Genomic DNA, 24,419 nt, shown 5'->3' on the forward strand with positions numbered 1-24,419 from the left:
TCGGCCTCTGAATGAGAAGGCGAAAGACCTCTGCGGGCCACGGCAGAAAATCTGCTCTTCAGTGAGCAGTCTCACAAATAGTACAAAGCATTGGCGTCTATGATGAATTTCAGGGTACCCGCCTGCAGGGGATTATCGTGTTGAAGTGGAAAACATCAGTGCGCCTTGGGGCCAAGGCAACGGCCGTGCTAACGGCTATGGTCTCGATCGTGCTCTTCGTCGCCAGCTTCTTTCTGTTGCACTACCAGGAGGAGTCGCTCAAGCGCACGATATTGGAAGGGCTGGACGGACAGGCAAAAATCGCCGCGCAGGGAATTGAGACGTTCATTGATGAAGGACTCCGGGGATCGCATGTAATTTCGGCTACGTTACCCGTTGAGGGTCTTCGCACGGGACGCGGTGCTGTAGCCCAGTCTCATCTGAAGAAGATGTTTGAGGCCTTTCCGCGTTTTCAGGAAGGGTTGTTCATTCTAGACACTCAGGGAAAGTTGTTGGCCGAGTATCTGCCTCGCCCTGATCTCAGAGAAAAATCCTTTGCCGCTTCCGAGTATTTTCAGCAGACGATTCGCGATGGAAAAGAGGTAGTCAGCCGCCCCTATCGATCCTCGCAAACCGGATCGCCCGTACTTACCTTCACTGCACCGGTGCGCGATACAAATGGGAGACTCATCGCGGTCCTCGGCTGCAACGCAGCCATTCTTACCGATAAAGCGCTGGGAGGCTATCGCAACCAGAAGTTCGGCAAGACCGGCTACCTGTACGCATTCGATCGTTCGCGTCTGCTTGTACTACACCCCGATAACCGAAGATTTCTGACCGACGTTGAAGCCGGGAAGAACAGGATATTGGAAGCGGCATTACAGGGGTTTGAAGGCGGCGGAGAAACGATCAACTCCGTTAACGTTCCGATGCTCCTTTCCGTGCGGCGCGTTCCAAATGTTGACTGGATCGTGGCTGTGCAGATGACGCAGCAGGAGGCCTATGCGCCGGTTGCGGAGGCTCGGCGAATTCTCATCGGCATTTCGGGTGTCGCCCTGATCCTGGCCATTGCTCTCGGCGCACTCAGCATTCGCTACATTACCGATCCGCTCCAGCGATTGGAATCTGTCGCTTTGCAAATCAGTTCCGAGCTCGAACAGCCTGAGACTAAGGGCGAGTATGTGCTGGATAAGTCCGTGCTCGCCGATCTTCGGCGAATCCGTTCGCGGGATGAGATCGGCCGACTTGCTTCATCATTTCTGCGCCTCGCCACGAAGCTGCACTTGGCCTTCGGATCACTGCAGCGCTCTGCTGGCGATTGGAATAGAACATTCAACGGCGTCAATGAAGCTATCGTGATTCTTGATGACCAGGAACGCATCGTACGGCTGAATCGAACAGCGGAAGAGTGGTTCGGTACGTCAGTCGCGGCGAGTCAGGGGAAGTCGGGACTCACCGTTGTATTCGGGAAGACGGCTCCATTGCGCTGGCCTGAAATTTCGTTGCTGAAAGAGCATGAGCAGGTTCGTTGGTCTCAATCGCTCGAGAATCCACCGGGCATCTTCGAATTTACTGTCACTCCGGTCACAAGCTCTGAAGGCGCGACAGGCGCAGTTGTCGTGATCGACAACATCACAGAAAGAGCTCAGTCCGAAATGCATTTCCGCGGCATTGCGCGCGCATTTCAGATCGCTTCAAAGACGCTTGCTGTGTTGGTCAACGGGCTTACAGAAGAGAGCTATGCGGAGGTGGCGCGAATCATCCACGAAGAGACTGGCGTTGGCGCCGTAGCAATCACGGATACGGAAAAGGTCCGCGCCTTTGTTGGTACCGGTTCAGATCATCACCTTCCTGGACGCTGGATTTCTTCCGACCTCACCCGCAAGGCAATTGCGACAAATCAAGTGATCTTTGCTGATGGCGTAAGCGAACACTATCGTTGCGCTGTCTCCGAGGACTGCAAATTGGGCTCCGTCTTGGTCGTCCCGCTCTGCGTGGACAAAGATGTGATTGGGGCCATCAAGCTGTACGAGGTGAAGGACAACTTCTTCCTCAACATGAACAAGAGCCTCGGAGAGGGAATCACACGGCTGCTATCCAGTCAGCTCCTTCTCTCTCGTTATGAGCAGCAGAAGAACATGCTTCTGCGATCGGAACTGAAGCTGATCCAGGCTCAGATCAACCCACACTTCCTTTTCAACACACTGAACACAATCATCGCCATCATCCGCAACGATGCAAGCCGCGCTCGCGAACTGATGATCGATCTCTCAACCTTCTTCCGCAAGAACCTGAAACGCAGCGGCGATGTATCAACGCTGGAAGAAGAGCTGGAACACGTAAATTCCTATCTGAGGATCGAAAAGGCGCGTTTTGAGAACAGGCTCAGCGTTGAGGTTTCGGTCGAGCCGTCGCTGCTCGCAATGAAGATCCCAACGTTCACATTGCAGCCCCTCATCGAGAATGCAATCAAGCATGGAATCTCGCAGATGCTGAGCCAAGGCGTGGTGAAGCTCCGGGCCGCCAGAGAAGACGGTTTCGTTATCATTGAAATAGAAGACAATGCCGGAACCTTTGACATGAACAAGGTGGGTGGCGATGGTCTTGGTATGCGATTGGTGGATCGGCGCATTAAGAACTTTGCCGGGGGTGAGTACGGTATCAGCGTCCAATGCCAGAGTGACGAAATGACAAGGGTGCAAATCCGTATGCCCCTACAGGAAGTAATCGCATGATCCGTGCGTTGATCGTAGATGATGAGGTGCATGCAAGGGAGGAACTGCGCTCGTTGCTCGATGAAACGGGCGAGTTTGAAATTGTTGGCACCTGCTCCAATGCTCTCGAAGCGCTACGTGCGATACGACAGAAGACTCCCGAAGTAGTCTTTCTGGACGTGCAGATGCCTGCGGTCAGCGGCTTCGAGCTGTTGAGCATGATTGACAAAGAAACAATGCCGAGCATTGTCTTCGTCACCGCGTTCGACGAGTTTGCCGTCCAAGCGTTCGAAGAAGATGCGCTTGACTATCTCGTGAAACCCATTGAAAAAGATCGCCTGGCGAAGACCATCCGCAAGTTAAAAGAGAATGTCACCGACTCGACACCGGCGGTCTATACCACTCCAGAGATACGCAATATCCCATGCGTTCTGACCAATCGCATAAAACTCATCGGAATCTCCGACGTTGATTTTGTGCGCTCTGATCTTGCAGGCGTTTACATTGCTTCAGGCAAGGATGAATATTTCACCGAACTCACGCTGAAGGTGCTGGAAGAGAAGACAAACCTGGTGCGGTGCCACAGGCAATATCTAGTGAATCTGGATCGAGTCAATGAAATCGTGCTGCAGGAAAACCTTGCCGCCGAAATCAATATGAAATCGGGAGTGACCATCCCTGTCAGCCGCCGATTCCTGAAGAAGCTCAAAGAAACCCTCGGAATATAAAGTCCTCAATCGTGCGCGCGAAGGCAGGTTGACTTATGCGGCGTCAATTCCGCTGACCGCTCCGTGCAAAAAGACATTGGGAATGTTCCGTACAATGCCGCCCAACTCTTTCCCGATACCGCCCAGCTTTCCAGTTGACCGCTTGTAACGCCATGCGACCGCTCACCAACTCTGGTCTTACATCCATCCCTTCAGTCGAAGTATAAGTAACGCACTCTAAATGCCTTAGCTCCGAAAGCCGCCCCCGGCCAGGAGAGATTGCATACACGGATGGCATGTATGGACCTGAAATTGGAAGCTCTCGAGTACCATTCTTTCGGACGCCCTGGAAAAATTGAGGTACTTCCCTCCAAGCTTTGCGCCACCCAGCGAGATCTGTCGTTGGCCTATAGCCCCGGAGTCGCCGAACCTTGTCTGCAAATCGCGGAGAATCCGCAGGACGCGTTTCGTTACACCTCGCGCGGCAATCTCGTTGCGGTGGTTAGCAATGGCACGGCCGTCCTTGGGTTAGGTAACTTGGGCGCTTTGGCCAGCAAGCCCGTGATGGAGGGCAAGGGCATCCTCTTCAAGAGATTTGCCGACATCGACGTGTTCGACATTGAACTCGACACCGAGAAGGTCGAAGAGATTATCCGCACGTGCCAGTTGCTCGAACCTACATTCGGCGGCATCAACCTTGAGGACATTAAGGCCCCTGAATGCTTCGAGATCGAACGCCGTCTCAAAGAGACCATGAACATCCCGGTGTTCCATGATGATCAGCATGGAACTGCCATCATCTCCGCTGCAGCGCTCATCAACGCAATGGAGGTCGTGGGCAAGCCGCTCGACAAGATCAAGGTGGTCTTCAACGGAGCGGGTGGCTCGGCACTTGCCTGCGCAGCTCTGTACATCCGGATGGGTGTCAGTCCTGAAAACGTTCTTGTTTGTGATAGCAAAGGTGTGCTTTACCGCGGCCGCAAGGAAGGCATGAACAAGTACAAGGAGCCTTTTGCGCGCGAGACCACCGCGCGCACTCTGGCCGATGCTATGCGCAACGCGGATGTATTCGTCGGACTTTCCCAGGGCAACTGCGTGAGCCGCGAACTGGTTCAGTCGATGGCCAAAGCGCCTGCGGTCTTCGCAATGGCCAATCCTGATCCGGAGATTACACCGGAAGACGTTTACAGCGTTCGCCCCGATGCGCTAACGGCCACGGGACGTTCTGATTATCCAAATCAGGTGAACAACGTGCTCGGATTCCCGTTCATCTTCCGCGGTGCGCTCGATGTTCGCGCGACGAAGATCAACGAGGAAATGAAGATGGCGGCGGTTAAGGCACTCGCCGCACTCGCAAAAGAGCCAGTTCCGGACTATGTCCTTCGCGCTTACGGCCTTAAGCACCTGGAGTTCGGCCCCAACTACATCATTCCAACGCCCTTTGACGAGCGCTTGATGCCATGGGTTTCAGTGGCTGTGGCCAAAGCAGCCATGGAAACGGGAGTGGCGCGCGAAATCCTCGATCTTGAACTTTACCGTCATCAACTCGCTTCGCGTCTTGACCGAATTGTTCAGATGCAGCCCCCAAGCGAGGTCGCAACTGCTCAACTGGCGTGCGACTAAATCGCGATCCACTTTTTGCAATAGAAGAAACGGGTGAGGTAACCATGCAACTCTCAAAGCAAACGAAGATGGCATTGTTGTCGCAATTTCTGGGCTTCATGCTTGATGCCTACGACATGGCGATGGTGCTGGTGATGGCGCCAATCTTGGTGAAAGTATTCTCGTCACCCACAGGCAATGCTGTTTGGCAGTACATGACCATCGTTTTTACTTATTCCATCACGATGGCCTCCCGACCTCTGGGCTCCGCCTTCTTCGGACACTACGCTGACAAGCTTGGCAGACGGCTGTTACTGATGATCACGATGGGCGGCGTGGGAGTGATGTCGCTGATCGCAGGCCTGCTGCCTACTTATGCCCAGGTCGGTATCTGGTCGTATGTGTTGTTCTGCGTAGTGCGGTTCGTGATGGGACTGTTCTTCGGTGGCGAGTATGCCGTAGGACACACATTTGCCATCGAGCACGCTCCACAGAAGAGTCGCGGCACAATCAGCGGCTTCATCCAGTCCGGATTCCCATTGGGCTACGTATTTGCCTCACTTGTCTTTGCCGCCATCTCCAAACTCTGCGGAACTGACGGCTTGGTCAATTATGGCTGGCGTTTGGCGTTCTTCACCGGAGTCATCCCTGTGTTTCTAGCCGTGTGGATCTTGCGAACCCTGCATGAGTCCCCAGAATTCCACAAAGCGAAGCAATCGGGAGCCGTTGAGAAGTCGCCCTTCCTCAACCTATTCAAGCCGCCTCAATTGTGGGATTTTCTGCAGGTCTTCGTCTTCATGACTGGTCTGTTTCTTACTGACTACTCTGTGTACGGTTTTCTGCCCAACATCCTGACGCTGAAGGGCCGCGGTTTCGACACAACGACCTACAGCCTCATCTACGGATTCGCACTGTTCATGGCCTTCCTCGGCTACAACTTTTACGGTTGGTTATCGGATCGTATGGGCAGGAAGATTCTCACACTGTGGTATTGCGTATTCCTCGTTGTATTCGGAATCCCTGTTTTCTACGTGCTTTATCATGCCGCGCTGTCACATAACATAGCGATGGCGATCTTGGGTACTTGTATGGCTGGCATGTTGAAGTTGGCATGGGGAGTAGTGCCCGCTTATCTCTGCGAGCGTTTCCCAACCAGTCGCCGCGCTACCGGCGTTGGCTTCGGATATTCCTCTGGCGCGATTATCGGTGCATGGTTCGGAGTTTACGTGTGGTGGGCTCACAAAATTCCGGTTATTGCGCGCATTGAGAAGCAGGACATTTGGCTCTCTCCTGCCGTGATTCTTACCATCGGTGCAGCCATGACCTTTGGAAGCCTTCTGCTCTCTGCTGAGACAAAAGATCTCAAACTGGAAGAAGTGGGAGTATCCGACAAGCCAGTCGAAGCAATAACTGAATCTGTTGAAGCCGCCGAATCGCTGGAATTGGTGGGGTCCGTAAGCTAACTCTCTCTGAACTGCTCAAACTTTACGGGAAAGCTGCCATGGCTTTCCCGTATTTTATTGTTTCTGCGGGAACCATAGTAAGGGCCTTGTTCATCTACCCAACAATTTACGAGCGACAGCGCGAAGAATTGTGATGGGGTGAGTTGCGAGAATAGCCATTTGTCCGACCATACTCTGGGGTTCATGAAAAACTCCCAACTGCCGCAGAACTGTGCCTCGGTCGTAATAGATTCTTTCTCCGGCAAGGCGGTCGTCGCCGTCAAACGTATACACGCCGCAAAGAGGAAACTCGACTCTGCGCCCTGTAGCCGGAAGCCCACGCCAGCAGGCGAGGTGTGTACCGCGGATGACAACCTCGAGGAGGATGGCGTCGTCCGTTACATGTCGACGTTGTACTTCGATCTCCAAGTCGGGAAGCGCATTCATCAACTGCTCGTAGAACTGGCAGACCCCATCCAGTCCCTTGTAATGTTCGTTCCACGGCTCATCATCATATTGCGCGGTTACGCCAAAGGTGCGGAGTACGCCTTCGAGGTCATGCTCGTTTTCAAGCCGAACATGCTGCTCAACAATAGCGATGCGAGCCAAGCGTCTGTCTCTTGAAAGGGGCGCTGTTGCCACAGGAACCTCCGGTAGCGGATGCCGGGCGTTGACTGCGAGTTTCAGGTGGTCTCGACAGTTAGCTGTGTAACGGTCGCCCGCGATTCGCGATCTGGTGCGCCAGTTGTGTATCGTGTGCGGTTTTGAGTTACATTAATTCGAATCCTATGACTACTGACGAGCAAGCTATCCGTTGCATGATCGAGAAATGGGTGCAAGCCTCCGCCGAGTCCGACGTTGACACCATGATGACAATGCTTGCTGACGACATGGTGTTCATAGTCCCCGGCCAGCCGCCATTCGGCAAACGAGAATTCAGGATAGCGTGGGACGGTCCAATGAAGGGCGCAAAGGTCATTGCGGATGCCAATGTGGAAGAGGTGCTGATTAGCGGCGACTTTGCTGTGACGCGTACTCGACTGGCGGTTCGCATTACGACTCGTGACGGCAAGAGTTCTTCTGCGAAGGGGTACACGATGACGCTCTTCCGCAAACAGGCCGATGGTCTCTGGCTGTTTGCCCGTGATGCCAATCTGCTCACGCCAGATGTGGAGCAGGGATAATTTCAGCTATTCACGATTGCTCACCGATGGACATTGATCTCAAGTGGACGGTTCACAACGGCCTCTCTACCTGACAATGGACGTCGGTCTTTTCTGGCAAAAGTACTGCCTCGGCTTCCGCATGAGTTACGAGCAACTCATGCCGAGCGAGGCAGTATGGGTGTCGAGATTGGATGCGACTGCGCTACTCGACTGCGATGATGACGCTCGACGCTTTGAACGCGGCGGAAACTTTTTCGCCATCGGCGAGTTGCAGGTTCTTCACGCTATCGTTGGTGATGATAGCGGTGAGGATGCTGCCCTTGGCAAGCTTCACTTCGACCTCGGAGTTCACCGCCCCCGGAACTACCTTGGTTATCGTTCCGCTCAGGACGTTGCGTGTGCTGAGTTTTGCCGATTCAAGCCCCTTGCCGAGGATGATCCAACTGGCTTTTATCAGTGCGAGCGCGGCCGAACCCTGCTTCAGTCCGAGCGTGTCCACGCTGGTGTTCGTGATGCTGGCGACTATCTCGTCGCCGCCCTGCAGTGAAAGGTGTACCTCGGCATTCACAGCGCCCTTGGCAACTTTGGTTACGGTTCCGGGAAAGATGTTTCTCGTGCTGACTTTCATAACTCCTCCTCCGTTTTCATGAGTGCGTTGCTGGACAGCGGATGTACTTCGACTTCTTCGCCTTCGAAGAAGTTGCTGCGCTCGGCCGGTAGGACGGCAATCGCGTCGGCCCTGAGCAGAGTTTTCATTATGCCGGTGGATTGATCGCCCGAACTGAACGCCAGAAGTTTCTTGCCGCGGGATTCGAGCCGGACTCTGAGGAACTTTGTCTTGCCGCCCCGTTTGGAAACATTCTCCTTCAGTATGGCCGACACCGAGTTCTGGAACATTCGATGATATCCAAGCGCCTTCAGGATTGCAGGTTTCACAAACTCCTCGAAAATGATCATCGAAGCGACCGGGTTGCCGGGAAGACAAAATACGAGGCAGCCTCCTTTCACGCCGAACGTTGTGGGGCCTCCGGGGCGAACATCGATGGAGTGAAATACCTGTTCCATGCCGAGTTGCGCAAGGACGCGGCGAACCAAGTCGCGTTCTCCCGCCGAGACCCCGGCAGAGGTGATGAAGATATCGGCCTTCAGCCCGGCAGTCATCTTTTCGACATGGCTTGCTTCAGAATCCTTTGCAATGCCGAGCCGCGCCACCACAGCGCCACACTGCGCAGCGAGCACAGCGAGCGCGACGCTGTTGCTGTCAACGACCTTGCCTGCAGAAGTGGGCTCGCCGACTTCCAGCAGTTCATCCCCCGTGGAGAGGATCGCAACGCGAGGCCTCCGGAAAACCTGCACGTGAGTCTTGCCGAAGGACGCGAGCATGCTGATCTCGGCTGCGCGAATTACCGTGCCCGCGTGGATAGCGATGTCATTGCGACGGAGGTCGGAAGCAGCGAAGCGAATGTGCTGCGACGGCTCGGGCTGAATCTTGAAGCTGACCGTGTCGCCCTCCTCCGGGTTAGCGTGTTCAAAAGGAACTACGGCATCGGCGCCCGGAGGAATTCTTCCACCGGTCATGATTTTTACCGCGCATCCGGCATTCACCGGGATCATCGCGTCCGAGCCCGCGGTGATCGTTCCCGTGATTTTCAGCTTCGCTGACGGATTGCAGTCTGTGACGCGAACGGCATACCCATCCATCGCAGAGTTGTCGCACAACGGAATATCGAAGGGCGCACGAACGTCTTCGGCAACCACTAGATTCAAGGCGTTAATCAACTCGACGGACTCGGTGCCGACGGTGCGAGTGTTGCTGAGAATCAAATGCCGCGCTTCCTCAACTGTTGGCATCGTGTTCCTTTGTGCATGACTTGTGTTCCAGGGATGCAAGCTCTTTGGCTGTTCCCGCAAGCTGTCCATCCTCGATCGAAATGATGCCTGCTCCAAGTCGCTGCCCGAGCCGCTCATCATGGCTTGAAAGCACAACCGTCATGCCGCTGGCTGCGAGCGAGACGACAAGCGATTCGAGCAATGCGGCACTGGCTCGATCTACGTGTGCGATGGGCTCATCGAGCAGCAGAACTTCGGGTTGGCAGGCCAGGGCACGGGCGAGCGCGACGCGTCGGCTCTCCCCGCCCGAGAGCTTTCTTGCATTGCGAGGTTCGAATCCGGCTAGGCCGACCTTCTCCAGGGATTCGCGTACAGCTTGCTGTGCTGAATTCTTGTCGGCGTTTCGCACCATCAGGCCGAAAGCCACGTTGCTGGCGACAGTGCCAGAGAACAGGTATGGCTGCTGGTGCAACAGGGTGACGCGTTTGCGAAGATCCGCATTTTCCTTGCCTGTCCAGTTCACCTGAGCGCCATCGAAGCAAATTGTTCCTTGCTCGGGCTGCTTGAGAAATGCGAGCACGTTCAGCAGAGTGCTTTTGCCGGAACCGTTCGGTCCAAGAAGCACATACAGATTTCCCGGTTGAATAATAAGTTCGTCAACCGCGACTCCGAGCGTCTTGCCGTAGCAGACTCGGACATGCGAAAGCTGGTACTTGGGAATGCTCATGCGCGGCTGCTGCCTTCCTGTGCCACGGTGAGCAGGATGTTGATGAGCAGGGAAACGAGCATAAGAATAACGCCGAGGGCGAGCGCAAAGGAGAAATCTCCTTTGCTCGTCTCGAGCGCAATGGCCGTCGTCATGGTGCGCGTGTACAGGCGAATGTTGCCGCCCAGCATCATAGCAACGCCGACTTCGGAGACCACGCGCCCGAAGCCCGCGACAATCGCAGCCACCAGTCCGAAGCGAACCTCTCGCGCCAGTTGCACCATACATTGCAGATTGCTTGCGCCAAGCGTGCGGGCCGTGGGAAGAATTGCCTGATCGGAGCCGTGGATGGCGCTGAGGGTGTAATTTGCAATCACAGGAACTGCGAGTATCGCCTGACCAATGATGACGGCCTTCGGCGTAAACAGCAGGCCCATGGAGCCCAAAGGACCTTGTCTGCTTATGAAGCCATACACGACCAGACCGATCACCACCGTTGGCATCGCCATCATGCTGTTGAGTGCCAAGCGCACAACACTCTTCAGGGGAAACTTTCCGAGTGCAACGGCGATGCCGATGGGCATTCCCACGAGGGTAGCGAAGACAATCGACCAGAGTGCAACATCGAGTGAGGTGAGCACGGCGGAAAAGACTTCCTGATCACCCGAGAAGATGAGGGCGATCGCCATGCGCAACGACTCTGAGATGAAGCCCACAGGCTATTTCCCCTTGTAGGTGAAGAAGACCGGGTCGCTCTGCACCTGATAGTTGGCGATAACGCGCTGGCCTTCGGGTCCGGTAATGTAGTCGATGAACTTCATCGCCAGATCGTACCGAACATGAGGAAAGCGTTTGGGATTTACAGCGATCACGCCGTAAGGATTAAACAATCCGTTGGCCCCGGTCAAGGCTGCAACCTGCTCGACGGTCAGCCGGGGAGCAGGTCTTCCTGGCTTGGAGTATGTGCGGCTGGCATCATAAAGGATCACAAGGTCGGTGGAACCATGCCGCATTGCGTTGTAGGTGCCGCGATCTGCCAGCGTGTAGGCTCGCAACTGTGTCGCCATGTTGATGACTTCGCCCATGCCTTGTCCTGCGGAACGATACCAGGAACCAGCGGGATTGATGCCGGTGGCGGACCAAATTTCTTTCTCTTTCTGATGTGTTCCGGAATCGTCGCCACGTGAGATGAACAGGGAACGCCGCGTGGCAAGCCTTCTGAAAGCGTCAACTGCGCTGCTCGCGTGCCTGAGGTCCGCCGGATCGTTGGCTGGGCCGACGATGATGAAATCGTTGTACATCACATCGCGACGGTTTACGCCAAAGCCTTGCGCCATGAATTGGTTCTCAAGAGCTCGCGCATGGACCAGCACCACGTCAACGTCGCCTCTTTCCCCAAGTTTCAGGGCCTTTCCCGTCCCTACCGCGATGACGTCAACCCGGCACCTGCAATGATTTTCGAAAGGAGGGAGCAGCACCTTCAGCAAGCCAGAGCTTTCTGTCGAGGTGGTGGTGGACATGCGCAGCCGGTCTTCGGCTGTGGCCATCGTGCAGAGCAATGTCAGCACGCCACAGATGAGAGCAGCTCTCAATCTTCTTGCGTTGATCAAAGCAGTCCTTAGCTGCCAACGTACTTGGCGTAAAGGCTGCGCGCAATCCCCACGTCGGTGGTGCCCTTCAGGATCGCGCGGCCATCGGGAAACACTGTCATATCGATATTTTCGATCTGCGCGCGCAGCGCAAAATCATTGACCTTCACGGGGCCAAGCGGGCGAAGCCTGTTGGCCAATTCCTGCAAATTAAGCTGGCGTTGGCGATCGTGAATCTGTACGGCGTTGCGTCCGCAAAGGCTGATAGGCTTCCGGTGTCCACCCGAAAGATAACTGAACTCCCGCTTGCCGCAGGCAGGGCATTCCGCGTCTGCTTTTGGCTGCGGAAGTTGCATGATGTCTCCAGCCCACACGTCTACAATCGTAATCTTCTTCGCTACCTCCTCTGAGTGTCCGCTGAGGATCATCAACGCATCCGCTACTTGGAGAGACGCGATGGTCGCGGTGATAGGAGCCAGAACACCGGATGTTTCGCATGTCTCTTGCGTTCCACCCGGGGGCGCGGCAAGCATGCATTGCAGGCAGCAGGTTTGTCCAGGAATGATCGGCATCTTCAGACCGTAGCTACCAACTGCGGCGCCGTAGATCCATGGCAACTCATGCTTGATAGAGTAATCGTTGATTAGATAGCGCGTTTCGAAATTGTCAGTTCCATCCATGATGAGGTGCATGTCTTCCAGCAGATCATCAATTGTTGCGGGCGTAAGATCGCTGATCGCCGGCTCAACCTCGATGGAAGAGTTAACGGCTTTCAGACGGTTCGCGGCCGCTGCGGCCTTGGGCAAAGCGCTTTCCGCATCTTTCTCGTCATAGAGACTCTGGCGCTGCAGATTGCTCCACTCGATGTAGTCGCGATCGATGAGCCGCAGAAAACCCACGCCCGCGCGACCCAGCAGCTCTGCTTGCGCGCTGCCGAGGGCGCCGCATCCGACGATGGCAACGCGCGATTGCGAGATGCGTCGCTGTCCTTCTTCACCAATTCGATGAAACCGGATTTGGCGTGAGTAGCGGTCGTGATCTGTGGAAACGGTCATAGAAATGATCTCCAGCGTCTTGAAAGCTAGCGGTCCGTGCAGGAATAGCAAGGATCGACAGCAGCCTGAATCAGCGGAACGTCGGCAAGATTGTTGCCTTGCACCATGGCAGCCACCGCCGGGATGTTGGCAAAGCTGGGTGTACGAACCTTAACCCGAGCCGCCGTATCAGTGCCATTCGAAGCAATATAGTAGAACACCTCCCCGCGGGGTGCCTCAATGCGCACTACTGCTTCGCCGCTGTTGACTGAGTAGATATCGCCTGCGTGGATTGGTCCGGTGGGCATGCGGTCGAGGACCTGCTCGATGATCTTGCAGCTTTCGATAATCTCGAGAGCGCGAACCACCACGCGAGCCATTACGTCTCCGTCAGGCTGAACCGGTACGGCAAACTCCACCTTGTCATAGGCCAGATAAGGACAGTCGCGGCGCAAGTCGGTGTCAACACCAGAGGCACGCGCCACGGGGCCTACGGCTCCGAAGGCGATTGCATCCGACTTGGTCAGAATACCCACGCCTTTGCAGCGAGCGATGATGGACTTGTCGGTTGTGAGCAGAGGAATCAGTGCGCTTTCGGTCACTGAGCGAATGTCACGGGCAACTTCGAGTATCTTGGCAAAGTCCTGAATGTCGCGGTTCACGCCGCCGATGCGGTTCATCGAGTAATTGACGCGATTGCCGGAAATGGATTCGAGCGTGTCCATCACGGATTCACGGAGGCGGAAGATCTGCATGAAGAGCGTCTCGAAACCGATAAGTTCAGCAGCGACTCCGGCCCAGAGCAGGTGCGAGTGCAAGCGCTCCAACTCGGCCATGATCATGCGGATGTGCTGGCCGCGCTCAGGTACTTCGATGTTGCCGATGCGCTCCAAGGTCATGCAGAAGCTCATGGAGTGCACGTTGGAGCAGATGCCGCAAACACGTTCCAGCAGCGCGATTGATTGCGTAATGTTCTTGCGCTGTGCGAGCCACTCGATACCGCGGAAGTTGAAGCCGACCTTGAGAGACGAGCCGACAACGGTTTCCGCTTCGCAATCGACTTCAATCTTGTAAGGCTCTTCGAGAGCGATGTGATAAGGCCCAATCGGAATACGGTAGCTCATAATTTCTCTCCACTCTTGCGCAGTAGAACGCCCGGCTTGTCGCCCTCGCGAAGCATGAGGGTCGGTGTGTCGGAGCGGCCATCAAAGGTGACCGCGTAGTAGTCGCGCATTTCCCGCTCGGCCCAATCGGCGCCGGGATAGATATCGACAATGCTGGGAACGGATTCAGACTTGGGCAGCGCAGACTGCACACTGAGCAGTACGCCGCGGCTGTCCCAATGCCACGAGATTCGAAGGGTGTCCTCGTCGGCAGGCATGGCGACAATGGTTGCAAAGCGAGCTTCGCAGTCGAGCATGACGCGGGAGATGTCACGCAGTGACGCGGCGGGGACGGTGAGCCACCAACCGTCGGCGCGCTGCTCCCACGCTCCGCCAACCTGGTTTCTGGTTTTTTCGGCGTTCATTACATCTTCTCCTTGTCCCCGAAAGCGGGTGCGAACATCTTGCGCTGCAATTGACGACGGCGGCAGCGTTCGCACAGATGCACCAGTTCCCGCGTCTGGTCCGTGATGTGTTCGAATGCCTGTTCGAGGAGGTGCTCGACTGGCTGGCGAACGGGGTTGCCGCAGTTGGGGCAGGGATCGAATTCCACCAGCTTACTTACACCGCGCTCTCCGGGCTGCTCGTATGGCTCGACCGGGACGGGATCCATGCTGAGCGCCTTGCCGGGACAGCGCTCGAGGCAGCGTGCACAGAACGTGCAGCGGCCGGGCTCATAGGCCCACGCGTAGGCGTTGCCTTTGTCTGTGCCTGTGATCGCATTGCTGACGCACACATAGGCGCACATCCCGCAACCGATGCACTTGGTGTAGTCAAATACGACCCCGCCGCGAAACAGGGCGGGTGTTGGAACGCTTCCGGGCAGAGCCACCGTGGCAGGTTCGGATGTCACGTTGCCAGCAATGATTTTCAAAATTTTCAGCATCTCAGTGAGCTCCGTTTCGGATGAGGAATGCGGCCGCAAGAGCCAGCGCGGCAACAGCGCCGCCCCACTTCCAGGTCAGGCTGGTGGCCTGCGCGAGCTTCAGGCGCGCGGTGGATGAGGCCAGCAAAGTGAGCAGAGGCACCAGCACGAACGACAGCACGACGAAGGCGATGGCGTTCACCAGCCCATGTTCACTGCGGTATGGGATCGCGAATGTAACCACGAATCCGATCAGAGCCACCCACTCGACTGCGTGTGCGAGTTCCCATAACGCGAGCCGCGGGCCATCGAATTCCGTGAGCGGACCAGCCAGCAGTTCCTGCTCGGCATTCGCCAGCGAGAAAGGATTGAGCCGCAGCTTCACTGGGAGGCAGAACAGGATCGCGAGCAGAGCAGGAACACGAACGGCCAACGGCGTCGCGGCCACAATCTGCGAGCTGTGCATGGAGCCCGCGGAGGCAGCCATAGCGATCAGGGCGGCAAGGAATGGAACGTTCGAGGCAATGCTGACGACCGCTTCACGCGTGGCGCCTACTTCGCCATAAATGGAACGCGATGCGTAACCCGCAAGGATGAAGCAGAGCGGCGGCATTTCAAGCAAGCCAACGAGCAGGATGATGTCGCCTACGAAGCCGGTTTCACCCCGGAAGATGGGAAGCAGGGCAATGGCTCCGATCGTGCTGCCGATGGCCAGCAAAGGCAGTCCGATGAACAGTGGCACGTCGGATGCGACGCGGCTGACCGGCATCTTGGAAAACAGCTTTACCGTATCGTAGAAGGGCTGCGTAACCGGCGGCCCGAAACGGCCCTGGAAACGAGCCTTCAGCTTCCGCACGATGCCCAACATGAGCCAGCCTGCCGGGAGTGCAAACAGGAAACCTGGAAAAACGAGCAGCGCTAGAAATGCACGGAATGTATTCATTTGCCACCTACCGCTGCTGTCGATTTGCGCAGCGCCAACTTTTCAACGGCGCGCCCGATTCCGTCGATGATGGCGTGCGGACGAGGAGGACAGCCGGGGACGTAGATATCGACCGGGATGATTTTGTTCACCGGGCCATCGATCACTGGGCTTCCGGCAAAAACGTTGCAGGTAGCCGGGCAGGAGCCGATGGCGACTACCACCTTGGGGTCCGGCATCTGCGCGTAGATTGTTTCGAGCGATTCGCGCGTGGTGCGAGTTACAGGGCCGGAGACGCAGAGGACATCGGCGTGGCGTGGGCTGCCCTCGAGGCGGATACCAGCCTGTTCCACGTCGTAGCGAGGTGTAAGGCAGGTGACCAACTCGATGTCGCAGCCGTTGCAGGCACCGGCATTGAAGTGATACAGCCAGACGGAACGCCGGCGCGCACGTTCTACGAGACGAAAGATCAGGCCATTTTCAGTTCCGCTCATGCTACACCTCCGAGCAACCGTGGCCAGACGCCAGCGGCGAGCAGGGTAATGGCCAGCAAGACGACGGCAACAGCCATCAGGATTCTGTTGTATCGGACTGGTTGTTCCGGAGACGTGTCAGGACCCCACCAGAACAATGCGATGGCGCGGGCGTAAACCGCTACGGAGAGCATCGCAGCTCCGCACAACACAGCGAGCAATGGACGGTCTCCGGCGACTGCGGTGAAGATCCGCCAGTGAGCTGCGTATCCAAGGGTGGGGGGGACACCCAAGACCGCCAGCGCACCAACAGCAAAGCCAGCCGCGCCGAGCGGATGCCGTGTAGCCAGACCTCGCGCATCGGTCAGCGCCGCACCTTCGGCTTCAGGGCCGGAGACGCTGGCAAAGAGCAACGCCTTGGCCAGTGCGTGGACGGTGGCACCGAGGAGTGCGCCAGTGATTCCGAGCTCACCACCGAATGCAACCGCCACTACCAGAAGGCCGATGTCTTCGACGGTGGAGAATGCGAGCAGGCGCTTGATATTGCGCTGCGCCAATGCAAACAGCGCGCCAAGAACAGCCGATGCGACGCCAAGCACAAGCCAGGGAAGGGCGGGAGTAAACAGCCAAGGCTCCGAGGTGCGCAGGGTGAGAACTTCGGCGAAAGCAGCAACGTCCACGACGCCGATTACAAGTCCTGCAAGCACTGCGGGAGTAGATTCGGCGACCAATGGCAGCCACAACCACAGCGGCACCAGTCCCAGCTTCACGGCGACCGCAGGCAGTAGCAGGGCAAGGGCGAGATGCGCGTTGCCATGCTCGGCGGCCATCGCTCCTCCAACCATGCCGATTGCCGATACTGCGATGGCAACCAGATAGCCGTAGCGAGCAGCGGATTTAGCAGCGGTCTTCCAGAGGACGAGCAGCGCGATAACGGCGGCGCCTTCCAGAAGGGCGGTGCGTACGAGTGCGCCGGGGGCAATGATTCCAGCAATGGCAAGTATGCCCGCAACAGCCAGCGGAAGAACTAAGCGACGCCATGCCTGGGCTGCAGCCGATGCGAACAGAAGACCCACGAGCGATACTCCGACGCCGATTGCAAGCACCAGAGTTTGCGGTACTGCGATCGGAGTTGCATTGACAGCACCGGCTTGCGCCACAGGAGCAAACCATCCGTAAGCGCCGATGGCAACGGCGATGACAGGAAGCAAAGCCCACGCGTATTGCTCTGCCGCAGCGAACGGCTTTGCGATGGCCGCGGCGATTGTGCCAAGCAGACGCCAAATCTTGAGCCATGCTACATCGACATCAAATACACGATAGAACGGAGCAAGGGAGTGCTTTACTGCGTCTGAGAAATCGCTGGCACCGAGATGTCCGCGAGAGGAGAGCAATTCTCCACCGGTGAAGACCGAAGGCGCGCCTCCGGCGGTGGCTGTACCCCGAACGACGGTTGGAATCCAGACGAAGAGTGCACCGAAGAGCAGTGCCACTACGCCGAGCATCAATCCGCCAGACGCTAGCCAGAGGCCTTGCCCAGCGGTGAGCCCAAACCAGCTCACTCCGGCGAGAGGCGTGCTGCCGACTGCGGGCAGCAACGGGTTCAGCAGATAGTTGACGGCGAGTTGCGGTGCGACGCCGAGGAGGATGCATCCAGCGGCGAGAATGCTGCCGCCAGCGACCATCGATGGTGAGACTTCATGTGCGTGCTCGGTGGCAGAGCCTTCGCTGCCGAGGAAGACGCCGCTGGTCGCTTTAAGGAAGGAGAATACCGTGAGAATACTGCCGACCCACGGTATCAGCGCGAGTATCGGCTGGTGGACTTCCAAGGCCGCGTTGTAGAGCATCCACTTGCTGACAAAACCATTGAGCAGCGGTACACCGGCGATTCCAGCCGAGCAGATGAGCCAGATCTGCATGGTGCGCGGCATCTTGCGGCCGAGGCCGCCGAGGTGATCCATGTCGCGAGTTCCGCAGGCGTGTTGGACGGCACCGGCGCAGAGGAAGAGTCCGCCTTTGAAGAGTCCGTGATTGAGGCAGTGGAACAGTCCGGCGGCGATGCCGAGCGGTGTGCCCAGGCCGAGTCCAAGCATCATGTAACCGATCTGGCTTACGGTGTGGTAGGCGAGCAGACGCTTCAGGTCGTGCTGTGCCATGGCAAACAGAACGCCGACCAGCAAGGTTGCGGCACCCAACCATGAAACGGTAAGTCCCCATGACGCGGGCCATGGTCCGAGGGAATGCAAGCGCGCTACGAGGTAAACACCTGCCTTCACATAACAGGCAGCGTGCAGCAGAGCGCTGACCGGAGTTGGTGCGGCCATCGCGCTGGCAATCCACGTATGCAACGGAAACTGAACGGACTTTGCGACCGCGGCGACCAGGATCAAGAGGAAGATTCCGGTAGTGAATGCGCCTTGCACTCGCGGGTCGGTCCAGAGCGTGGAACCCGTACGGAAGTAAAGCAGTGCCACGGCGGCGAAGAATCCGTAGCCGGCCAGATGGGTCATGGTCAGCACTTTGCGTGCGCCGAATGCGGCTTCACGATCCTTGTACCAGAAGCTGACCAGGAAGAAGGAGCAAAGGCCCACCAGTTCCCAGCTCAAGTACATGAGAAAGAGATCGGAGGTGTAAACCAGATGAATTAGTCCGGCGATGAAGGTCAGGACGAGTGAATAGAATCTGGTTGTGCCTTTCTCGTGCTCCATGTAGCCGACGGAATAGAGCAGCACTGCCGAGCCGATTCCTGCGGCCATCAAAGCAAACAGGAATCCGAGTCCGTCAATGCGGTAGGCAAGCTGAATAGGACCATCCCAGTGTCCGAAGGTGATGTCCAATGCTTTTCCGGCGAGGATGGTCGGCCAGATCGCTACAACACCGGCCAGAGATCCAACGCCGGATAAGAACGCAAGCCAGCCCTTCGCTTTTGCCGTAAGCACACCCGCCAGGATGGCTTGCAACAAGATGCCTGCGAAGAGCACGGCCAGCGGGATGAGTGCGGCATTACTTGCAGTCACAAATTGCCTCCTTCCGCCGATCGCGTGTTAACCACCCGCCACCATTGGGAAGATCGCCACAACATCGTCGCCCGTCAGAGGGGATTCGATCCCCTTCAGGTGGACGACATCGCGGCCGTTTACGAAAATGATGATCGTGCTGTTGAGTTGATCGCCTTCGAAAACCCGCTTGCCGAAGGCGGTGCCGTACTGTGCAGCTAGCCCCTTTAGGAGCGAGCGCAGGTCTGGCACCACCTTCGTCCACGTTTCTTCTCCGCGACCCGTCAAGTCTCGAATGTCAGCAAAGTATCGAATGGTCACGGTACGAATCTCCCAAGCTAAGCAAGCTGCAGGTCGTGCAAACGCTCCTTGGTGGGGACGCCAGCTTTGTCCCAGCCACGCAGTTTGTAATACTCGGGAAGCATTTCCGGCACATGGCTAACCTCGCCCTTCGACGGACCAGTCTTGATGGGGAGCTTGGTCATGCGTTCCGGCAGAGCATCGTCTTTGCTTGTCAATCCGGCTTCGAGGTTAAACAAGCGCTCGAGATTCCAGATTCGCTCTCCGGCTTTGAGATATTCCTCAGGTGTGTATGGCGTTCCGGTCAGAGCAGAGAGCATCGCTGCATAGTTGTCTCCACCCATGCCGAAGGTTCCGAAGATGCAGCCTCCGGAGGCATCGATGGCAGCCGTGAGGTCCTGGAACAATTTCACCCAGAATGGCTTGTCGGTCGTAACGTGAGGATCGAGCTTGGCGCCGCAGCCCAGTACTTCGACCGCGATCGTGTAGCCCTTGACGTGACAACCGCCGCGGTTGCAGGTTGCGTATTCAAGACCGATGCCCTGAACTCCGCGTGGATCGTAAGCAGGAATTTCCTGCTTCTTCACGGTCATCGAGAGTTCGGGATGTCCGTAGGAGTTGGCAAGGCGATAGGAGCCAAGAGCGAGCTTGTTGCCGATGCCTTCACGCAGGCCGGTCTTGCGCGTCATCTCTACCATGGCATCGACGTTGCCGAAGCTGAGATCCGTACCATCCGTGTCTTTCAGGGTGATCAAGCCAGCTTCGAACAATTCCATGGCGCAGGCCAGCGTGGAGCCGAAGGAAATTGGGTCCATGCCGAGTTCGTTGCAAAGATGGTTGCTGTGCGTGACCGCGTCCAGATTGTCGATACCGCAGTCAGGACCCATCGACCATGCTGCTTCGTACTCTGGACCTTCGCCCTCGCCCGCGTACTTGGGGTTCTTGACCTTGCTGACGCGACCGCAGCTAATCACGCAGGAGAAGCAGCCCTTCGGACGTACGAGCTGATTGGCCGCGAGTGATTCGCCACCAACTTTGTCTGCAGCGGGGAAGTATCCATCCTGGAAATTGTTGGTGGGCAGCGAGCCTACCTGGTTCAGGATGTTGACCAGAACGTCGGTGCCGTAAGCCTTCAGTCCCGCGCCGCCTACCGGATGCTCCTTAATGCCCTTGCGACCTGCAAGCACCGCTTCCTTGAACGCCTTGGGATCGGCAACCTTGAGTCCCTTTGTTCCAACAACTGCGATGGCCTTCAGGTTCTTGGAGCCCATCACTGCACCAACGCCGCCACGTCCGGCTGCGCGGTGCATTTCGTTCATGATTGCTGCAAACAGAACCTGCTTTTCTCCAGCCGGTCCAATGCAGGCGACCTTGGCTTCAGGGTCAGTCTCGTCTCGAATCGAGTCGGTGGTGTCGGGCACCAGCTTGCCCCAGATGTGAGAGGCTTTGCGGATCTCAACGGTGTCGTCCTTGATCCAGAGATAGACAGGCTCGGTGGACTTTCCCTCGATGACGAGAGCGTCGTAACCGGCATAGTGCAGTTCGGGTCCCCAGGATCCGCCCGAGTTCGCACCAGCGATCGCGTCGGTCAAAGGTCCCTTCGTGACCACGTGATAGCGGCCGCCGGACGGGGCAAAGGTTCCGGTGAACGGCCCGGGCGCAAACACCATCTTGTTATCTGGCGAGAGGGGATCGACCTTGGGATCGACCTCATCGATGTAGATTTTGTCGGCGAGTCCGCGTGCTCCGATGTAGAGAGCAGCGTCTTTCAGATTCGTGGCCTGCCTTGAAACGGCCCCGGTCGTTAAGTTGACGCGAAGAATAGTTCCCATATAGCCGCTCATGGTTATGCCCCCTCGAAAGCAGACTTGAACTTGCCTGCAAACTCTCTTTTCCGAGAGCGTGTAGAAATGCTGTCATCAACGTATTCCAGTGCCTGGCTGGGGCAGAACTGCACGCATGCAGGATCGCCACCGCAGGTATCGCATTTCAGAATGGACTCGGTCACGCTGTCATAAACCGCATTGCCGAATGGGCAAGCGATGGTGCACATGCGGCAGCCAATGCATTTTTCGCGGGAGTATTCGACCAGCGTAGTCCCTTTTGTCCGGTGCAGTGCGCCGGTTGGACACACCTTCATGCACGAAGCGGAATCACATTGCTGGCACATCATTGGGACCGAGAAACCTTCTCGCTCCCAGCTATACACATGCACCCGAGTGCCTGTTGGCCGGAACTGGTTCTCGTGGCTGAAACTACAGGCCAGCTCGCAGTTCTGGCATCCAGTGCAGCGGTCTGGATGAATCATTAAGACTTTTGGCATAAGTTCTCCAATTCAGACTGGCGATCACGCAGCTCACTGCTTCATTCCGACTGCCGAGGGCCAGTGTGCCCGCCAGCCGGATTTGGCTGAGTGCCTCAATTTTTTGGAATGCGACACTCAGCCGGAGAGGGAAGAACTAGAACCCGTAGGACATCTGCGCGCCGAACTGGTGCCGCGCCTTGAGGTTGACTCCCGGTGCGATGTTTCCGGCAACCTGCGCAATTCCCACATCGAAGTTCAACTTGTGCCGCGATGTCGGGACGACGCGTGCGCAGTAGGTAAGAGTGGTCGGAATGTTCAGCTTTACGCCGCCAGTGTCGCTGGCGCTGGTGAAGCCAAGCGGATGGTGCGGCTGCTGCGAAGCTTCAGTGCCGAAGATGATGGTGCTCTTATCGGGGCCCTTGAAGACGAATGCCAATGCGCCAAAGCTGCGTGCCTGCCAATCCGGAGCGTTACCGCCCATGCCCCAGAGTTCGGCGTTGGTGCCGCGGACACCGGCATTCAGAACAAACGCACTGAACGCGCCAGCGTGCTTAACCGGAACGACCTTCGAAGCCACGACATAGAGATCCTGGTTGTGCTTGCCGTTGTTGGTGTTCGGGCTCCAGGCCAGATAGTTGCCAACGTTGCGCACTCCGGTGCGTGCAATGATACCTGCCGAAACCGCTGGCACCCAGTTGTGCTTCTTGTAGTTTTCGGAAAGAACCATGTACTTGGCGTTGAAAATGTCGAAGCCGTTCTGCCATAGCGGACTCAGAGCTTTGTCGCCGCCGAAGTTATGAAATTCGCGGGTGTAGCCAAACTCAAAACGCTTGCCGACGCCCATTTCGACGGAAGCTTCATGGAAGTCACCAATCACGGGACCGGCATTGAAGTAGTGATAGGAGACTACCGGGTGAAATTTCTGATTTTCCGCTGAAGCGGTGTAGGCCAGAGGAGTGACGAAGACACCGGTTTCGCCCTCCCATCCCAGTGCCTGGGCATTCGCATTTGCCGACAAACCTAATGTCAGCGCGAGCCCTCCAAAGGCCGCCAGCACAAGGCGCCCAATGCGATACTTACGATTCGAAGAGTTCATCGAATTCATTCCCCCTCGCAAACTTATTGAAATAGATACAGAGCACGAGCTACGAAGCCTTTCTGAGCGATCCGGTGCGTAATTCGAGCAGCACAATTCAAGATCGAATCTTATGAAGCTTTTCGGAGCGGGCCGAACCTACTAAGGGCACGTGTTATGCCAAATTGCTAAGTTGTGCGGAATCGGTGCAGGAGAGGAGGGCTGGAGCCTTCTGTTTACTTAGGATTGCGGCCAGTATCGTTTTCTTGAGTCGATGCGTGGGACCCTCTACTGCCCATGAAACAGAAGTGAGATGGTTCGGCCGGAGTGTCACGTTTTGAAGTAACGATATCGAACAACTGTCACAAAATGTGACGGCGTAGCAGGCTCGCGTGGGTGCTGGGGTGATCGCTACGGGTTGGTACGGCAAGTATTTCGCTGATGCGAGGCTTGTAAGTGCAGCTATGCCCCACGCGGCTGTGTTGAACAAACAGTCCGAGGTCTTAAACGTCTATGGCATGCAAATTGCCAGCATAAAATGTAGACTCACAGGAAATAACCCATGGCCCCAATGGACTTCTATGGCCGACGCATCAACTATCTCCGCTTATCGGTGACAGACCGCTGTAACTTGCGATGCCGTTATTGCATGCCAGCCGAAGGCGTACCGAAACTCTCGCACAACGAGATTCTAAGTTTCGAGGAGATGTATCGCATCGCGCGGCTGGCAGTTTCTCTGGGAATAGAGAAGATCCGTGTAACTGGCGGAGAGCCGCTGGTGCGAAAGAACCTGATCGAGTTTCTCGGAGACCTATCGGCTCTTGAGGGACTGAAGGAACTTGTTCTTACTACGAATGGCATGTTGTTAAACGACTGTGCGAAGCAGTTGCGTTCTGCCGGAGTGCAACGGTTGAATGTCAGTTTGGATTCGCTGAAGCCTGACACGTTCGCGGCAATGACACGCGGAGGAGATGTCCGGCGAGTCCTAGAGGGCGTTGCTGCAGCAGAGGCCGTGGGCTTTCCTCCGGTAAAGATCAATGTTGTCGTAGTTCGTGGCATGAACGAGGATGAATTGCTGGACTTCGCTGCTATGACACTGAAGACCGCACGCCAGGTTCGCTTTATCGAGTACATGCCGACAAGTGTTGCGCCTGAGTGGGCTTTCGCGTTTGTTTCAGGGAAAGAAATATTGCAGCGGTTGAGCTCGGTTTACAAGATTGCGTCGCTGCCGCCTGACCGGATTGCCGGTCCGGCAACGATGTACAAAATCCCCGGAGCGTTGGGAAAGATCGGTATCATTACTCCGATCTCAAATCATTTCTGCGAGTCGTGTAACCGTCTTCGTCTTACGGCCTCGGGTGTTGTGAAGGGCTGCTTGTTTGACAGCAAAGGCATGAGCCTCAAGCCCTATCTGGATGGCAGTGATGATCAGTTGCGTTCTGCGCTGGCCAGTGTGCTGATGAACAAACCGGAGCGGCATCACCTGCTGGAGCGCGATTTGCAAACGAGTGCATTCGCGATGTCGGAAATCGGCGGCTGAGGTAGTTTCGC

General features: G+C 56.6%; 23 protein-coding genes. 6 read left to right on the plus strand and 17 right to left on the minus strand.

The genetic code is table 11. The features are described from left to right. The first annotated feature begins 137 nt into the window (after nucleotides 1-137). The 4 genes from AC6IY8_RS00535 (at nucleotide 138) to AC6IY8_RS00550 (ending at nucleotide 6,465) form a co-directional block, all read left to right on the plus strand. Nucleotides 138-2,714, plus strand: coding sequence for a cache domain-containing protein (locus AC6IY8_RS00535; RefSeq protein WP_497776624.1), 2,577 nt, complete (start codon nucleotides 138-140; stop codon nucleotides 2,712-2,714). Continuing rightward, nucleotides 2,711-3,421 (plus strand): two-component system response regulator BtsR, encoded by a 711-nt coding sequence (gene btsR / locus AC6IY8_RS00540; RefSeq protein ID WP_497776625.1) that lies wholly within the window; start codon nucleotides 2,711-2,713, stop codon nucleotides 3,419-3,421. The genes AC6IY8_RS00535 and btsR overlap by 4 nt, the downstream gene beginning before the upstream one ends. A 279-nt stretch (nucleotides 3,422-3,700) precedes the next feature. Then, entirely contained in the window at nucleotides 3,701-5,023 is a 1,323-nt protein-coding gene (locus tag AC6IY8_RS00545; RefSeq protein WP_497776626.1) for a malic enzyme-like NAD(P)-binding protein, read from the plus strand. A 44-nt stretch (nucleotides 5,024-5,067) separates the two neighbouring features. Then, nucleotides 5,068-6,465, plus strand: a complete 1,398-nt coding sequence (locus AC6IY8_RS00550) for an MFS transporter (RefSeq protein WP_497776628.1) — start codon at nucleotides 5,068-5,070, stop codon at nucleotides 6,463-6,465. A gap of 90 nt (nucleotides 6,466-6,555) precedes the next feature. Here the strand turns inward: AC6IY8_RS00550 and AC6IY8_RS00555 are convergent, their stop codons facing one another. Further along, complete coding sequence (locus AC6IY8_RS00555; protein ID WP_497776629.1) at nucleotides 6,556-7,053, minus strand: ester cyclase; 498 nt, start codon at nucleotides 7,051-7,053, stop codon at nucleotides 6,556-6,558. 179 nt (nucleotides 7,054-7,232) lie between these two features. Between AC6IY8_RS00555 and AC6IY8_RS00560 the strand changes: the two genes are divergently transcribed. Further along, complete coding sequence (locus AC6IY8_RS00560; RefSeq protein ID WP_497776631.1) at nucleotides 7,233-7,628, plus strand: YybH family protein; 396 nt, start codon at nucleotides 7,233-7,235, stop codon at nucleotides 7,626-7,628. A 184-nt stretch (nucleotides 7,629-7,812) separates the two neighbouring features. Here AC6IY8_RS00560 and AC6IY8_RS00565 read toward each other — a convergent pair whose 3' ends face one another. From AC6IY8_RS00565 to AC6IY8_RS00640, 16 genes are all read right to left on the minus strand, one after another. Further along, nucleotides 7,813-8,238: a TOBE domain-containing protein gene (locus AC6IY8_RS00565; RefSeq protein WP_497776632.1), complete on the minus strand. Its 426-nt coding sequence runs from the start codon at nucleotides 8,236-8,238 to the stop codon at nucleotides 7,813-7,815. Continuing rightward, the gene (locus AC6IY8_RS00570) at nucleotides 8,235-9,461 is read right to left on the minus strand and encodes a molybdopterin molybdotransferase MoeA (protein ID WP_497776634.1); all 1,227 of its coding nucleotides are present in this window, start codon (nucleotides 9,459-9,461) and stop codon (nucleotides 8,235-8,237) included. Before AC6IY8_RS00570 ends, AC6IY8_RS00565 begins: the two co-directional genes overlap by 4 nt. Then, entirely contained in the window at nucleotides 9,448-10,167 is a 720-nt protein-coding gene (locus AC6IY8_RS00575; RefSeq protein ID WP_497776635.1) for an energy-coupling factor ABC transporter ATP-binding protein, read from the minus strand. Before AC6IY8_RS00575 ends, AC6IY8_RS00570 begins: the two co-directional genes overlap by 14 nt. Further along, the gene (locus AC6IY8_RS00580; RefSeq protein WP_497776637.1) at nucleotides 10,164-10,862 is read right to left on the minus strand and encodes an ABC transporter permease; all 699 of its coding nucleotides are present in this window, start codon (nucleotides 10,860-10,862) and stop codon (nucleotides 10,164-10,166) included. The genes AC6IY8_RS00575 and AC6IY8_RS00580 overlap by 4 nt, the downstream gene beginning before the upstream one ends. 3 nt (nucleotides 10,863-10,865) lie before the next feature. Further along, on the minus strand, nucleotides 10,866-11,738 hold the full coding sequence (locus AC6IY8_RS00585) for an ABC transporter substrate-binding protein (protein WP_497776639.1): 873 nt from the start codon (nucleotides 11,736-11,738) through the stop codon (nucleotides 10,866-10,868). A 26-nt stretch (nucleotides 11,739-11,764) separates the two neighbouring features. After that, nucleotides 11,765-12,790 (minus strand): ThiF family adenylyltransferase, encoded by a 1,026-nt coding sequence (locus tag AC6IY8_RS00590; RefSeq protein ID WP_497776640.1) that lies wholly within the window; start codon nucleotides 12,788-12,790, stop codon nucleotides 11,765-11,767. Between the two features lie 26 nt (nucleotides 12,791-12,816). Beyond that, nucleotides 12,817-13,893: a hydrogenase large subunit gene (locus AC6IY8_RS00595; protein ID WP_497776641.1), complete on the minus strand. Its 1,077-nt coding sequence runs from the start codon at nucleotides 13,891-13,893 to the stop codon at nucleotides 12,817-12,819. Next, a complete protein-coding gene (locus AC6IY8_RS00600) occupies nucleotides 13,890-14,297 on the minus strand; it encodes an NADH-quinone oxidoreductase subunit C (RefSeq protein ID WP_497776642.1) in 408 nt (135 codons plus the stop codon). The genes AC6IY8_RS00595 and AC6IY8_RS00600 overlap by 4 nt, the downstream gene beginning before the upstream one ends. Continuing rightward, nucleotides 14,297-14,818 carry a 4Fe-4S dicluster domain-containing protein gene (locus tag AC6IY8_RS00605; RefSeq protein WP_497776643.1) on the minus strand — a complete coding sequence of 174 codons (522 nt, stop codon included), beginning with the start codon at nucleotides 14,816-14,818 and terminating at the stop codon, nucleotides 14,297-14,299. Before AC6IY8_RS00605 ends, AC6IY8_RS00600 begins: the two co-directional genes overlap by 1 nt. A gap of 1 nt (nucleotide 14,819) precedes the next feature. Continuing rightward, nucleotides 14,820-15,740 carry a respiratory chain complex I subunit 1 family protein gene (locus AC6IY8_RS00610; RefSeq protein ID WP_497776645.1) on the minus strand — a complete coding sequence of 307 codons (921 nt, stop codon included), beginning with the start codon at nucleotides 15,738-15,740 and terminating at the stop codon, nucleotides 14,820-14,822. Next, nucleotides 15,737-16,213, minus strand: a complete 477-nt coding sequence (locus tag AC6IY8_RS00615) for an NADH-quinone oxidoreductase subunit B family protein (protein ID WP_497776647.1) — start codon at nucleotides 16,211-16,213, stop codon at nucleotides 15,737-15,739. The genes AC6IY8_RS00610 and AC6IY8_RS00615 overlap by 4 nt, the downstream gene beginning before the upstream one ends. Beyond that, on the minus strand, nucleotides 16,210-19,209 hold the full coding sequence (locus AC6IY8_RS00620) for a proton-conducting transporter transmembrane domain-containing protein (protein ID WP_497776649.1): 3,000 nt from the start codon (nucleotides 19,207-19,209) through the stop codon (nucleotides 16,210-16,212). The genes AC6IY8_RS00615 and AC6IY8_RS00620 overlap by 4 nt, the downstream gene beginning before the upstream one ends. A gap of 27 nt (nucleotides 19,210-19,236) precedes the next feature. Next, the gene (locus AC6IY8_RS00625) at nucleotides 19,237-19,509 is read right to left on the minus strand and encodes a MoaD family protein (RefSeq protein WP_497776650.1); all 273 of its coding nucleotides are present in this window, start codon (nucleotides 19,507-19,509) and stop codon (nucleotides 19,237-19,239) included. 17 nt (nucleotides 19,510-19,526) lie between these two features. Next, nucleotides 19,527-21,320 (minus strand): aldehyde ferredoxin oxidoreductase family protein, encoded by a 1,794-nt coding sequence (locus tag AC6IY8_RS00630; protein ID WP_497776651.1) that lies wholly within the window; start codon nucleotides 21,318-21,320, stop codon nucleotides 19,527-19,529. A gap of 14 nt (nucleotides 21,321-21,334) precedes the next feature. Further along, nucleotides 21,335-21,811 carry a 4Fe-4S dicluster domain-containing protein gene (locus tag AC6IY8_RS00635; protein WP_497776652.1) on the minus strand — a complete coding sequence of 159 codons (477 nt, stop codon included), beginning with the start codon at nucleotides 21,809-21,811 and terminating at the stop codon, nucleotides 21,335-21,337. Between the two features lie 136 nt (nucleotides 21,812-21,947). After that, a complete protein-coding gene (locus AC6IY8_RS00640; protein ID WP_497776654.1) occupies nucleotides 21,948-22,889 on the minus strand; it encodes a hypothetical protein in 942 nt (313 codons plus the stop codon). 541 nt (nucleotides 22,890-23,430) lie between these two features. Between AC6IY8_RS00640 and moaA the strand changes: the two genes are divergently transcribed. Continuing rightward, a complete protein-coding gene (gene moaA / locus AC6IY8_RS00645; RefSeq protein ID WP_497776656.1) occupies nucleotides 23,431-24,408 on the plus strand; it encodes a GTP 3',8-cyclase MoaA in 978 nt (325 codons plus the stop codon). Nucleotides 24,409-24,419: the final 11 nt, after the last annotated feature.

Source organism: Koromonas soli (genome assembly GCF_059726265.1).